Source organism: Klebsiella oxytoca (assembly GCF_009707385.1).
Classification (GTDB): domain Bacteria; phylum Pseudomonadota; class Gammaproteobacteria; order Enterobacterales; family Enterobacteriaceae; genus Klebsiella; species Klebsiella oxytoca_C.
The window spans coordinates 5154934-5168726 of record NZ_CP046115.1; the positions used below are offsets into that span (position 1 = coordinate 5154934).

Sequence of the window (13793 nt, forward strand, 5' to 3'; positions counted from 1 at the left end):
GCAGGATTTTATTCCTGCGGCCCCGTCCGGGCGCATGCTGCCACTGAGGCAGGCAGATACCCACTGGCCGGTTTACTTCCGGCTATCCATCCAGCTCACGATTATGCTGACGAGAATGCCAGCAATCACCGGAGCCGCCAGATCGTCCCAGAATACCAGGCCCAACTGAGCGAGCGTCATACAGCCGCCTTGTTGCAATGGCAACCGTTCGCGGCTATCCTCGAATTGTTGAGGTTCGAGAGTAGCCCCCGATATGTTGACAGGTGTATACCAAACAACGTGCGGGGGTTTTTCTCTTTCCAGCAACCCATCTCTCTATGCCGCCGGGGTTCAAGCCCCCGCAACACTGCGCCTCACCGGGCAAGCCCGGCTTGCCGACGATTCTACTGCGCTACCCTGATACCCGCACGCCGCGATAACAAGCCGTGCGAGACACATTCCAGAGTTTACTGTTGGTCTTTATTTGCCAGCCAGACCAGCAGCTTCAGGCTGGCGGAGTAGTAGTCATCCTGCGAGCTAATCACAGGATCGGCCAGTTCTTCGCCGAGGATTAAATCCCGGACCGCCAGCAGCCCGCCGGCCATAAACCACGGAGCAACTTCATTAGTATTGACGTTTATCCACGCCGGCGTTTGCAGACGCGAATAGCTCTGGAACCAGTTTTTCCACGGCGTCAACAGGCTGCTTTTCGGGTCTCTCCAGTAGACATACAGCGGAATACGGATCGCATCATAGCTCATCCGAGCAGGCCACTCTTTTGCCGGCTCCATCTTGCCGTCAGCTCTTAAGGCCACCCAGTCGCTGGGAAGCTGCGATTTCCCCCACGCCATTTTCCCCAGCAGGGCCTGCCCATCGGTTTGCAACTTTCGCCATGCGGTCAGGTGCGTACGCGCGGCGAAGGCCTGCCAGGCGGGAAAGATAAAGTAGGATGGATTCAGATTCAGATGGTCGTTGAGATAAAATCCCTTTGCGCCCGGGAGCATCACCTGACGGTCGGCGAAGGTCACCACCGTATGCTTCAGCAGCGAAGCGGTTATCGCATCCGAAGCGGTACCGTAGGTTTTTTCATGCCACTGCTGCTGCGCGCGCAGCAGCGCCCAGGCAATCAGGGTATCGCCATCGGTGGCGTCATTTTTATCCGCCACCGGATCGGGCGCCACCGGGTTATAGCGCCAGTAAAACAGCCCGTTATCTTTGTTGCGCAGGGTTTTATCTGTCCACTGCCAGAGCTTGTCAAAGGCGGGACGATCGTCGTTGGCCACCGCTAACAGCATGGCAAAACCCTGCCCTTCAGTATGAGAGACGTTGCCGTTACCGGTATCAACAATACGCCCGTCCGGCATCATAAAACGCGATTTATAACTTTCCCACGCCGTATCGGCCCACGCGTGGGGAAGCATCATCACCGTCGTGACCACGACTGTCGCTAAAGCACGCAAGGACATAAATTCACCCATTAGGGATGGAAGTAAAGAAACTGAACGTAAGAGACTGAAAACAGCCGCTCGCGCTGTAAAACCACGTGCGCCGCGCCGCCCTGTCCCTGTAACCAGCGGGAATAGAGCCCCTCGAGTATGGCACAAAATGCATTACACCAGCGGATGCGCCGCACTTCATCGCGGCTGACCGGCAGAGCCTGATGGCGTAATCGCAGGCCTTCATCGTTCACCTCGACGCTGACGAAGCCCCACTGAAAGCGGCTTAGCAGCGCATTCATGTTGGTCTCCAGCTGGCCGAGAGTCTCAGACTCCGGCAGCGGATGTTCATCGGCCAGCGCCTCGCCCATCTGCCGCAGAAAGGGCTGGCTCTCCAGCTCACCCGCGTTGTTGACCATCCCATCAACCATAATGAGCAGCAGATCGAACCATCCGGCAGGTGTTTGCTGCTGCTGAAACCACGTCATAACCTGCGCGTTATTATTGTCCGTCACGATCAGTTATCTCCCAGCATGTAGCGGATATAGAGACCAGCGGTGCTCTCGTTATAATCACCAAAAGTGTCATAACCTACCTGGCCGCCAAGCGTCATCTGCTTATTCACTTTGTAATCCGCGCCGGCGCGTAGGGTATAGCCGATACCGCTCTTCGAAGTGGCTGAATAGTAGGCTTCTTTGGCAAAACCGTTGCTCACTGCGGTCTCGAGGGCCTGCTGCCACCCGGCGTTAGTCGGGAAATAAGCGCTCTTATCCTGGCTATAGGATTGATAGCCCACCGAGCCGCCAAGTTTCATCGTCCAGTTGTCATATTTTTCCGTCAGGCTCACCGGCAGCGATACGCTGACGTAGTTCTGCGGGCTGAAGTAGCCCCCTTGCCCGTAGGTGAAGTAGCTCAGGTTTTTCGAGTAATCCATGTAACTCATGCTCAACCCGGTCTGCAGCTGACGATACTCATCGTGGTAAGGCCGCAAATAAACTCCGGCGTTGGCGTTTATGCTGGTATTGCTGGCGACGTTTTGTCCCAGGTAGCTATAGCCCCCGCCGCCGACGTAGAAACCGGCATCGCCGTCGTCATAGCTTAGCTGCAGGGTACCGCCGTTTTTGGTCACCTGCCCCCAGGTCTTGCCGGAATAGGAATCCTTCAGCCCTACCCAGGAGAGCAGACTGTCGGTCAGCGACCGACGCTCGCCGGTAAAAATCAACGACAGATAGTTGGTCAGCTTCGGCGACCACTTTACGCCGCCCACCACGGTATTGAGATCCTGGCCCAGCGGCGTGCTGCCGATATCGACGCGGTATTCGTCGCCGCTCAGCGCCAGAGCCAGCTCCACGCCGTTGGCTTTTTGTGAATCGGTTGAGCCGCTCGCCTGATCGACATTCGGCTTCAGGCTGGAAGAGGCCAGATAGCTGGCGACCTGCCCGGAATCGTAAGTTCCGAGTTTCGCCAGATTCTCCATACCGCTGCTGGTGGTGGCGTTAAAGTCAGAGGCCTTGAGCGTGCCCAAACCGCTCAAGGCTTCTGCCCCCGGATTGTTGGCAAAGTACGTCGTGCGCTCGGTCGCGGTCATCGCCGCAATCGCCGCCTGCTCGCTGGTCGCGGTGGAAATCATATTGGAGACTGCATTGGATAGCGGGTTCGCGCCGTAACGCCGCCAGGCGTCGCCGGTCGCCGTCCCCGCGTTCAGCGTAATCGGCGTAACGGTAAAATCGAAACGCGAATCACCAAACGGCGATGAGGACCAGGTGAGCGGGGTTTTTATCTCGCTGAACTTACTGGTGCCGGATTCGCCGTCGCGACCGCGAACCTCCATGCCCCCCTGCAGCCAGGTGCCGGTTTTTTCCTGCAACGTCTCCATCATGGTATCCACCTGGCGCAGCATCCGGGTCTGGGCGGTTTCGACCGGCAGATCGGTGCGCTGGATCCCCGGCAGCGCGCCGCCATCCCCGGTCGATACCTGAGAGACCTGCCACGGCATATATTGCCCGTAGGCGGAGGCCGCACGCGTCGCCCCGGGGGTACGCGAGACGCCGACAAACGGATTATCCGCCGCCAGCGCGCCGCCCACGGTCGGCGTTTGCGCGCCATTGCTGCTCTGTTGTCCCAGCAGCCTGCCGCGGGCGCTGCGCAGGTAAGTCATCGCCTGCTGATGATGCCCCTGCGACTCGGCAACGCGCGCCAGCAGCAGCAAGCGGTCCGGCGAGTTATCCGGGCGCAGTCCACCCGCCAGCTGCGCCGCCCGTTCGCTATTCCCCGCCGAGAGTGCGACATCAATAGCCCCGCTGCGCGCATCCTGCGTCGGCGTATCGCGGGTCATCAGATAGTCATAGACGACACCGGCCTCTTTGTTCATTTTGCCGCTCTGATAGAGCCGCGCCATAGCGAACATCAGATCGGTATTTTGCGGGTCGTTCTGCATCGCGCCCATCAGCCTGTCATACGCTGCCGCGTAGTTGCCCTGCTCGCGCAGATGGTCCGCTTCGTTAATCACATAACCGTTGCGAATACTGGCCAGCTGCGTCGGCGTACTGCTTGCCTGCAGCTGCGGGTTAGTGAGCAGACTCTGCGCTTCGGTTGTCAGGCCCGCCTGGTTAAGTACCGTCACCTGATCGGCATAATCCCCGGCATTACCTGAGATACCGCCGTTAATATTGTTGCGCACCAGCGATACCGCGGTGGTGACATCGCCACTCTGGGCCAGCAGCCGCGCCAGTTTACCCACATCCGCCGGGGCTTCAGGCGGCGTTGCGGTCATCGTCCTGAGCGTATTAGCAGCGGCAACGGTATTGCCCTGCGCCAGATAGCCCTCCGCCGTCGCCAGCTGCAGGTTGTAGTTCACCCGTTGTTTCAGGTCGCGCATCTGGCTGGTCTGACTGGCGGGGGGAATTCTTGCCAGCAGGGTTTGCGCCTGCTGCCAGCCGCCGTTCTCGCTGGCAAAAAGTGCCGCGGCGTACAGCGAGCTGGCGCCGGCGCCGGGACGCCAGGCGGCGCCCATAACCGCATTTGCCTCACCGTCGTTACCGGCTTTTTGCAGCATACGGGCCAGATCGAGGCGCATCCACGCATCGTCCGGATAGCGAGAAAGCCCCTGGCGCAGCATGGCGATAGCCGCCGTCACGTTACCGGCGCTGGCCTGCTCCTGCGCCTGGCGACGCAGCGAATCGCCGGGCTGTCCGATGACCACCCGCGGCTGCAGTTTTTGCTGCAGGCTTTCCGGCAGCGTGCGCAGCATCGCCTGCGCTTCCGCCGTTTTATTCTGTTCGCGCAGAACGTAATAGAGATTCTCCCGCGCCGGGCCGTTTTGCGGCTGGTCGTTGAGCAGCGCCCGTAGCGTTTGTTCGGCCTGCGGCAAATCTTTGTTATGGCGCAGAACGTCGGCGCGGAACAGCTTCGCCGCCGTGCCCTGCGTCCCGCTCTGCTGCGCCAGCGGCGCAGAGAGCGCCAGCGCCTGGCTAATATTCCCTTGCTTGTAAGCCTGCTGCGCCTGAGCGAGCTGCCCGTAAAACAGCGCATCCGCCGCCTGCTGACGACGGGTTTCCGAGCCATCGCCGCCGAGATCCGCCGCCCGGCTCAAATACTGAGAGGCCGCCTGAAAATCGCCGCTGCGCTGGGCGATATAGCCCATTCCGGCCAGCGCGTCAGCATCCTGCGGGTTGCTTTGCAGAACCTGTTCAAACTGCTGCTTCGCCGCGGCGGTATTGCCGCTGTTGAGGTCAGAATAGCCCTGGCCGCGAGCCTGGCCGCTGTGCCGCTCGCGGAAGTAGTTTTGCACTTCGCTATCCTGCGGGTGGCGCTGCATCCAGGTCGCGTAAAACTGCTCATCCCCCGGCTGCGGCCCCAGCCACAGCAGCGCCTGACGCAATCCCGCATCGGCTTCCTTGCTGCCGCTGGCCATCGACTCCAGCATGGCGATCCCTTCCCGGCGGGTATCTTCCCGCCAGGTCAGCGCCTTACCGAGAGCCACGCGCGTTCCATTCTCCTGCGGGTGCTGCGCGACGTACTGGCGCAGCTCGCTCACCGCCTGCGGATAAAGCGATTTATCGCTGGCCATCGTCATATAGTATTCCGCCGCCAGTCCGGAAGGCGGAAGGTTACCGTTAAACATACTCCGCCAGGTCGTCAGCGCGGCGGGAACGTTGCCGCTTCGCGCCTGTTGTCTTGCGAGGTTTAACTGTCCCTGCGGGACCTGCGCCATTTTTTTAGCGCTATCCAGATCCTGCAATTCGTGGCTGTTAGGGTCCGCTTTCTCCAGCCGCGCCCGCCACTGGGCCGCAGCCTTAAGATTCCCCCCTTGCTGGGTCCACAGCGCCATCAGGTACAGCGCCTGAGTGTTATTAGCATCAACTGAAAGCACTTTCTGCAGCGACTCTATCGCCAGCTCATCGTGCGATTTTTCATGCCAGTAATTGGCCTGCGCAAACAGCGCCTGTAGCGCCGCATCGTTACTCGCCGCCCGCGCCTCGCCGAAAGCGCCGAGCGTGAGCGCGCCGGACAGGCACAGCGTGGAAAATTGACGAGCCGCCTTATTATTCATTCTGCTGACTCTTTTCATTGGCTATCCCCCGAACCGAGGCGCTTACGGGCATGGCGTTTAAACATAGCGGTCAGCGCCAGGCCCAGAATCGATGTCACAATTAACCCCAGCACCGCCAGCAGGCCGGAATGCTGGTTGGCATACCACACCGCCATCATGTACCACGGCATCTGACCGCTCGGAAACGGCGTGCTGACCTGAAAGCTACGAACGCCGTTATCGCTGGTGATCACCGCCGTATCGCCGCGAATACCGGCGTTGATACGCGGAGAATTCAGATCGTCTTCCAGTTTTTCCAGCTGGTCGTCGCTGCTGGCCATCGCCACCACCACCACCCGCCGCGGATCCCACTGCGAGCGATAGCTGATAAACCCACGCCAGGCGCTGCTGGAGGAGAAATAGCGGTCGGCATCTACGCCGTCGGAGGCCCAGTCGCCGCTTAGCCTGCGCTGGATTTTTTGCCACAGCGTGGGTTCACGTACGCTCAGGAGATTATCGACCGGGTTATAGGGAGAATTGGCCAGCAGGCGCTGATTAAACGCTTTTTGATCAAGAGCGCTCACCGCCAGCACGTCGCGATCGCGCAGCAACTGTGAATTAGCGCCGCCATCAGGGATCCCGAGCACGACGCGATTATTCGCCAGCGCTTTACCGGTGGAATTACCCGAGCGGGCAGCCAGATTCAGCATGGTCGCAACCTGTATTTCCGAGGGCCTCTCGGGTAGCAACAGCGTGGTTTGCGAGTAATCCGCTAAGCGGGAAAACGGGAACGAAGCGCCGACAAAATAAGAAAGATTCGGCAACAACGAGAAGTGCCGCGTGCCGCTTAAATCAATCCACGAATCGTCGGTGATTCGGCTCTTGATATTGCTGTTTAACAGAACGGTACAAGGCGCGTCATCCTTCGGCACCAGGTTGAAATAGAGCGACAGCTGGTTATCGCCGTAAATCAGATACGGCGCGAGAGGGATGGTAAAACGCTCCTGACGCGCATCGCCGCCCAGATGACGCCACAGTTTCTCCAGCGGTCCCTGTTTGTTCATCGGCAAATTGTTGAGGAAAGTGCTGTTGAGCGTCACGCTGAGCAGCGACTTATCCTCGTTAATCCAGCTCTCCGAAGGGAAACGATAGCCAATCTGCAGGGGAATGGTTTCACCATCCCACAAATAGAGATCAGGCGCGGCGCGGAAGGCCACCCGCAGCGGTTCATGCCATACGCCGCTGACGGTCATGCTTTGATCCGGGCGGATCAGTTCGCTAATTTTTACCGGACGATCGGTGGAGATCCAGCGCGGCGCGTCATACGGCTTGCCGACGGGTATCGCCTGCGGATCTACATCCACGCTGGCCGTCTGCGGAGCGAAATCCCCGCGAGTCAGGCGCCAGGCGGCCATCCGCAGCGCGGCATCATTCTTTCCGACGATCAGTAGCAGTTTATAGGCCGGATTACCGGGATTTTCTACGATCCGCAGCAGCGGTTTGTCGCTCTGCGGTAGCGTCAGGCCACCCACCTGCTCGCCGGGATGGCCAATGATAATACCGTGCTTCTCGGGTAAGCGATCGCGCAGGGCGTCAAAAGCGATACCGCGATAGTCGGCCTGTATTCCCAGCCATGACGACACCAGCGCCGCAGCGCTAAAGATATCCGCCGTCGCGTTCTCCGGCCAGGCGATAGCAATGTCCGCCGGAGTCATTTGCATGTTGTCGAAAAACGGACGCGGAAAGTAGCTTAAATCGTTGCTGATATTAAGCTGCTGGCTCTCCCAGCTGAAGTGCGAGGCCGGCAAAATGGTCACCCGCGAGGTGTCGTGGATATCGAGCCGACACTGCATCGCATCGCCGTCGTTAATCTTAAAGCTCAGGTTGTTACTGGACACCATCAGCGCCGCCGGAATATCCAGCTGGTAGTGCGAAATATCCTCGCCATCTGCGCCCAGCGGTAAAGTGCCGAGCGGCTGGCCGTTAAGCATTAATTGCAGCGTGGCGTTACGGGTCGCTATCTCCGGTGAAACTTTCACCTCCAGCATCAGCTGGGCGTGGGTGACAACCTGATCCGAGGGAAGCGTAAAGCTGGCGCCGCCCTGGTTTTGTCCACCGCTGAGGATGATGCCATCCGGCATTCCCATTTGCATCAGGTTGAGGTCTCCCCCGACAACTGGGGATAACGGGACTCTATCAGGTTCGCCAGAAACAACCGGCGGCGGCATGGACGGGAGCGGAGTCGGTTCAGCGGCGTTTGCAGGGTAGGGCTCCACCGTGGCCGGAGGGTTCGTTTCGCTGGCAGGCGCGGCTTCCGTCGCCGCTGCGCCATCAGGCAGCGGAAAATTTAGCGGCGGCAATGATCCTGCAGGCGTCTCCTCGCTATGCAGCGCTGGCGCAGAGAGCATACCGATCAGCAGCGCGAGCGTTGTTAATCGTTTCATAGACCGCCATCCTCCTGCGCGGGCTTCGCCGCAGGCGGCTGACGACGCTGGCTACGCCGCGTCCTCCACGTCAGCCAGAACAGTTCAAAAACGCAGCGCAAAATAGTGGCAAAAGAGCGGAACGGGTTGTCCTGCGGGCGCGGTGGGTTAATCCACGCATCGGCGCGGGCCAGAACTACGCGCACCAGTTCGCGGCGACGGGACAGCGGAATATTTTCGTCAAATTGCAGACGTATAAAACGTTCGTCGGCGGTCACCTGGCGAACCGGAATTGAGATCGCTCCGGACCGGAGAATCAGCTCAATCTCTTCAATTTCATCCTGCTGGTGACGCTTATCCGGCGCGCTAACGCGGCATCCGCCCATCGACAGATCCGCGGTGTGGCTACGGGACACAATGCCGCTGGCGTAGTGAATAAGCACCGGGATATCAACATCAATACGAATCGTTTTTCGTACCTGGCGGGTTTCGCGCGCCACGGCAATGGCGGCCAGCAGGAAGATCAGGCTGTAGATCCCCCAGCCGACGTTCAGCGCGATAACGTTCGGGTCTGAGCCAAAGTAATCATGGCCAATAGCGCGCACAATGCCGACCACTACGCCCAGTCCCAGCAGACAGGCAACGACCAGATGCGGCCTGACGACGGTAAAGTCAAAGTAGCCGACGTCCAGCAGGCCGCCTTTATCCGTTACGTTGAATTTCCCGCGTTTGGGGAAAATCATGGTTACCAGCGTTGGCAGCACCAGGTGGAAAGCCAGTACGATATCGTAGATTTCACCCCAGAAACTGTAGCGATAACGGCCGTTCATTCGCGATCCAACATAGATCGCGAGGAACAGATGCGGTAGCGCGTAGGAGACGATCAGGCTCGCCGAAGAATAGATAATATTCAGGTTAAACAGCAGGTAGGCCAGCGGAGCGGTGACAAACACCACGCGCGGCAAAGCAAACTGGTAGTAAAGCATGGCGCTGAGGTAACACAGGCGCTGCTGGAACGTAAGTCCGCGACCCAGTAACGGGTTATCCAGACGGAAGATTTGCGTCATTCCGCGCGCCCAGCGGGTACGCTGGATAACGTGCACCACCAGACGTTCGGTCGCCAGACCCGCCGCCAGTGGAATATCAAGAAACGCTGATTTCCACCCCAGACGCTGGAACTTCAGCGCGGTATGGGCATCTTCGGTGACGGTCTCTACCGCAAAGCCGCCGATCTGATCCAGCGCGGCGCGGCGAATGACGGCGCAGGAGCCGCAGAAGAAGGTTGCGTTCCAGTTATCGTTCCCCTGCTGAATCGGGCCATAAAACAGCATCCCTTCGTTAGGAATATTGCGGCCAACGGAAAGGTTACGCTCAAAGGGATCCGGTGAGTAGAAATAGTGCGGCGTCTGCACCAGCGCCAGCATAGGATCGTTAAGAAATCCGCCAACCGTCGCCTGCAGGAAGACCCGGGTCGCCACGTGGTCGCAGTCAAAAACGCAGATCAGCTCGCCGTTGGTCAGCGTCATCGCGTGGTTGAGGTTACCTGCCTTGGCGTGCTTGTTATCGTTACGGGTGATATAGCCGACGCCAACGTCGGCGGCAAAGACCGCAAATTCGTTGCGTTTCCCATCATCCAGCAAATAGATTTTTAACTTATCTTTTGGATAATCAATACATTGTGCGGCCAGCACGGTGTCACGGACCACCTCAAGCGGCTCGTTATAGCTTGGAATGTAGATATCTACCGTCGGCCACGTGCTCATATCGTCGGGCAGCGGCACGATCTCACGCTTCAGCGGCCAGACCGTTTGCAGATAGTTCAGCAGCAGCATTACCCAGATATAGACTTCGGCCAGGAACAAGCCCATGCCCAGAATCGCTTCGATTGTGGAGTTAAAATGCAGGGTCTGGGTCAGACGAAAATACATATAACGGGTCGACATCAGCAGCGATGTCACGACCATAATGACAGAAACGCTACGGTTCTTACTGAAGCCCATAACGAAGAGAATACCGATGCTCAGCAGACCAAAAATATACTGCTTTTGGCTATCCATCGGCGTGATCACCACCAGCACGGCAACGGGCGAAAGCACCAGTACCAGCAACCAGAAAAGCGTCTTTTTCATTCAGCAGCCCTGCAATTAAATTAAAGCCCTGACCTGCGAGGCTGGTTATGCACCTTGCCATCGCCAATATTGATACCCAACTGCGCAGAGATTTTTTTGGCAATAATTTCAATATCAAAGGCGGCTGCAGAGGATGAATTAAAGTCGAGTATCGACTTCTGGGAAGCGTTTGCTTCCACCACGCTTTCATCACGATGGATGATACCCAGCAGACGATCGCCCAGCTTTTCTTCCATCAGCGCCGTAACATCGCGACTGACCTGGCGACGGTTGTCGCTCTGATTAATGACAAAATAGTGCCCATGTTTATCGTTGAGCTCATCGCCGGTCAGGCGCTGTTTTTCAATGTGCGACAACGCGGACATCGACGCGGTATCCGCCAGCAGCGGTACCAGATGCATGTCGGCAAGCGGAGCCAGCGCCTTTAGCGCGGGCGAAGGGCCAGGCGGCAGGTCGGCGATAGTAATCAACCCTGGATAATTGAGGAGTGCAGCCAGACCGCGCGTCAGGAAATGCTCATCGAGAATCAATCGTTCATCAAAAGCCTGGCGCTGCGCTTCGCTCACGTCGCCGTAGGGCAGAACGAAAATATTGCTGCCGGCGCTTAACACGCACTGGCTCCAGTCATGGAGATCCAGCGCTTTGGCGACATAGCCGCGCTCATCGCCGAGAGGCACGCCAAAATGCAGACGCAGAGCGTTCTGCACATCAAAATCCAGAGCCAGAACTTTGCTGCCTGCGCGCGCAAGCGCCCAGGCCAGGTTTGCCGCCAGGGTCGTTTTTCCTACGCCGCCTTTGGGAGAACACACGCAGATCAACGGCATGTAGCAATCCTTTCTAAGAGAGATTTCAGGGACTGATCTTTATCTTTTGCCACCGGCTCCACGGTTTTGGCGGCAAAAAGATGGGCAAAACCTTCCGCCGTCGGCGCTGTCGCCGGGCGGGGTCGAATTGCCGGGGCAGAGACGCTGGCAGATGGCGGTTGAGACGCCGCCGCCAGAGGGGCTGATTCAGGCGCAGCCGCGCTTGCCTGCGCCTCAGTCTGTACGGGGGCGGGCCGCGGCGCGGATACCGCCGCAGCCTCAGGAATGGTCATGGCCGGAGTAACAAAAGAGGGTTCGACTGTCCGCTGAACGGCCTCAGGTTCCACCTTGTGGAACATATCTGCAGGAACCAGCTGCGGCTGCGGTAACGAAACTGACCCTCCCATAGCCAAAGAGGATTTTTCTTCCGCAGGAATAAGTTGGTTGAGAATAACCCAATCCCCTTTTTCACCGGCGGCGGCTTCTGATGAAAGGTCCTTGAATTTTAGACTGAGTGTCCGCGTCTTTTCCTTGAAGCGCTGCAAATCATCATAATGGTTCATAGATAACCTCATGATTTAAATACATCAATTTAATCTTTTTTAATTGTCACTCTATACCGCTAAAGCATAGTTTAATTTGTTGTTTTTTTCGGCAGTCGCCCACATTTAGTACGTAACAATACGCAAACTAAAGTATCGATTTGATTATTTAAATTAATCCGGATTGGTGTAATTCCATAGTGGTAGTGTGGCTACACTATCAGTTCTTTTTCAAAATGATAGCCCCCATTTTTTAGGCGTCCGCACCGTCAATCTCCCCGCTACCTGAGAGGCTATTAGCGTTGAGTAGTTTTTTATACTGCCTACATTTTTAAAATTGGCGTAATACACGCCTGCCGGGCGCTAAAGAGAATACATTTTAATATTTTTTCATGTGTTTAGATATTACTTACCATGCTTATTAAAAAAATAAGTAACGTTCAGGGTTAAAATAAATAGCTCAGGATGTTATCCAAAAATCAAAAATATAATGAGTTGACCGGGCAACAAAGAACAGCGCTAACCGTCGCCATACGTTCTTTTTACAATTTAAGCAGGGCCCAGGAAAATTAAAATAAAATATATTCATAGAGTTACCCCGGCCAATGGACAGAGTGATTTAAAATCCTCTATATTCGATAAATGTTCGTTTTATGTTCCCGGTCATGAAGGGATTGTTCAGGCTACCGGCAGGAAGAAGGCATGTTGATAAACGTCCAGGCATTGAACGTCATCGTCACCATCGCACGCTGTGGCAGCTTTAGCGCTGCGGCCGAGGAGCTGCATAAGGTGCCGACGGCGCTCAGCTATACGGTACACAAGCTGGAGGATGAGCTTGGAGCCAAACTGTTTCAGCGCCAGGGCAAACAGCTGATCCTGACGGAGGCGGGCCGCTATTTCATCAAAAAAGGCCAACTGATCCTGAGCGAACTGGGGGAGTTACAGCACACTACCCGTCGTATTGCCAGCGGTGCCGAGACAAGCTTAAGCCTGACGCTGAATAATATTATCAGCCTGCAGCCGCTATATGCGCTGTTGAAACAAAGCGAGCAACACTTCCCACAAACCGAGATTCAGTTAAGTATCGATGTGCACGATGGCGTCTGGGATGCCCTGCTGGAAAAACGGGCGGATATTGCTATCGGCGCGCCTAATCAGGTGGTTCGTAGCGGTGAAGTACTTTGTGCGGAAATGCCCGCCGTTGAGTGGCTGTTTGCCATTGCCCCCCACCATCCGCTGGCTGCGGTACATCGGCCGCTACAGGCCGACGACCTGCGCCGCTATCCCGCTATTTGTATCCAGGATACCTCCGTACAGCTGGAGCCGAAGGTAGCCTGGCAATTACGCGGACAGAAAGCGCTGGTTGCCGCCGATTATCACAGTAAAATCGCGATGCATCTCCACGGCCTGGGAATCGGTTTTCTTCCTCGCCATTTTTGCCAGCGCTACATTGATAACGGCAGTCTGGTAAGCGTGCCGGTGGATGTCAGTAAACCCCCGACGCCGCTTTTCCTCGCCTGGCAAAATGAGCCTCCCCGGCCCTGCTGCCATTGGTGGTTAACTCAGCTACAGCGGGCAGACGTTCTGCAGGGGTTTTTAACCGATCTCAGCGAAGCCGGTTAGCCGCTAACACGCTAACCATCGCCGCCATACCGGCCAGCATATCCAGGACTGAAGTATGGCCATAATGAGCCGCCGCACAAAAATCGGCCGCAGAAAACGTCACCGCGGCTAATAAATGCTGACTGTGGCGGCCTCGGCATGCATGCCCCAGCATTTCAGGCATGGGTGAAGACCGAATGTACGCGCCCCTCCTGCCCACCCTTCAGCATGGCGCAATGCTTAAGCGCATTCAGAGTCATAGGTTATCCTTATTTTCCGAGGGGCTTCACACTTTTGCACATCCATTTTCGCTCCGATGTCCGTGCGCCTGATATCTCCTTTTTACCG

The 13793-nt window shown here is 57.1% G+C and carries 8 protein-coding genes and 1 pseudogene; 1 reads left to right on the plus strand and 8 read right to left on the minus strand.

Annotated elements, in window-relative coordinates; genetic code table 11:
• Nucleotides 1-72: 72 nt before the first annotated feature.
• From GJ746_RS24100 to bcsO, 8 genes and pseudogenes are all read right to left on the minus strand, one after another.
• Entirely contained in the window at nt 73-180 is a 108-nt protein-coding gene (locus tag GJ746_RS24100) for a type I toxin-antitoxin system toxin Ldr family protein (protein ID WP_154682422.1), read from the minus strand.
• Between the two features lie 266 nt (nt 181-446).
• Nucleotides 447-1445, minus strand: coding sequence for a glycosyl hydrolase family 8 (locus GJ746_RS24105; protein WP_154682423.1), 999 nt, complete (start codon nt 1443-1445; stop codon nt 447-449).
• A gap of 11 nt (nt 1446-1456) precedes the next feature.
• Nucleotides 1457-1933: a cellulose biosynthesis protein BcsD gene (gene bcsD, locus GJ746_RS24110; protein WP_195908886.1), complete on the minus strand. Its 477-nt coding sequence runs from the start codon at nt 1931-1933 to the stop codon at nt 1457-1459.
• The gene (locus GJ746_RS24115; RefSeq protein WP_154682425.1) at nt 1933-5985 is read right to left on the minus strand and encodes a cellulose biosynthesis protein BcsC; all 4053 of its coding nucleotides are present in this window, start codon (nt 5983-5985) and stop codon (nt 1933-1935) included. The genes bcsD and GJ746_RS24115 overlap by 1 nt, the downstream gene beginning before the upstream one ends.
• Entirely contained in the window at nt 5982-8390 is a 2409-nt protein-coding gene (gene bcsB / locus GJ746_RS24120) for a cellulose biosynthesis cyclic di-GMP-binding regulatory protein BcsB (protein WP_154682426.1), read from the minus strand. Before bcsB ends, GJ746_RS24115 begins: the two co-directional genes overlap by 4 nt.
• A complete protein-coding gene (gene bcsA / locus GJ746_RS24125; RefSeq protein WP_154682427.1) occupies nt 8387-10498 on the minus strand; it encodes a UDP-forming cellulose synthase catalytic subunit in 2112 nt (703 codons plus the stop codon). Before bcsA ends, bcsB begins: the two co-directional genes overlap by 4 nt.
• 20 nt (nt 10499-10518) lie before the next feature.
• Nucleotides 10519-11311, minus strand: a pseudogene (locus tag GJ746_RS24130) (cellulose synthase operon protein YhjQ/BcsQ).
• A gap of 1 nt (nt 11312) precedes the next feature.
• Nucleotides 11313-11864, minus strand: coding sequence for a cellulose biosynthesis protein BcsO (bcsO, locus tag GJ746_RS24135; protein WP_154682429.1), 552 nt, complete (start codon nt 11862-11864; stop codon nt 11313-11315).
• A 681-nt stretch (nt 11865-12545) separates the two neighbouring features.
• On the opposite strand from bcsO, the gene GJ746_RS24140 reads away from it, so the two are divergent.
• A complete protein-coding gene (locus tag GJ746_RS24140; RefSeq protein ID WP_154682430.1) occupies nt 12546-13466 on the plus strand; it encodes a LysR substrate-binding domain-containing protein in 921 nt (306 codons plus the stop codon).
• The last annotated feature ends 327 nt before the right edge of the window (nt 13467-13793 follow it).

What these genes read in the sequence shown, in the direction of transcription:
- bcsO (WP_154682429.1), bottom strand. Translation starts at nt 11,864, where the DNA reads ATGAACCATTATGATGATTTGCAGCGCTTCAAGGAAAAGACGCGGACA.
- GJ746_RS24115 (WP_154682425.1), bottom strand. Translation starts at nt 5,985, where the DNA reads ATGAAAAGAGTCAGCAGAATGAATAATAAGGCGGCTCGTCAATTTTCC.
- bcsB (WP_154682426.1), bottom strand. Translation starts at nt 8,390, where the DNA reads ATGAAACGATTAACAACGCTCGCGCTGCTGATCGGTATGCTCTCTGCG.
- bcsA (WP_154682427.1), bottom strand. Translation starts at nt 10,498, where the DNA reads ATGAAAAAGACGCTTTTCTGGTTGCTGGTACTGGTGCTTTCGCCCGTT.
- GJ746_RS24140 (WP_154682430.1), top strand. Translation starts at nt 12,546, where the DNA reads ATGTTGATAAACGTCCAGGCATTGAACGTCATCGTCACCATCGCACGC.
- GJ746_RS24105 (WP_154682423.1), bottom strand. Translation starts at nt 1,445, where the DNA reads ATGTCCTTGCGTGCTTTAGCGACAGTCGTGGTCACGACGGTGATGATG.
- GJ746_RS24100 (WP_154682422.1), bottom strand. Translation starts at nt 180, where the DNA reads ATGACGCTCGCTCAGTTGGGCCTGGTATTCTGGGACGATCTGGCGGCT.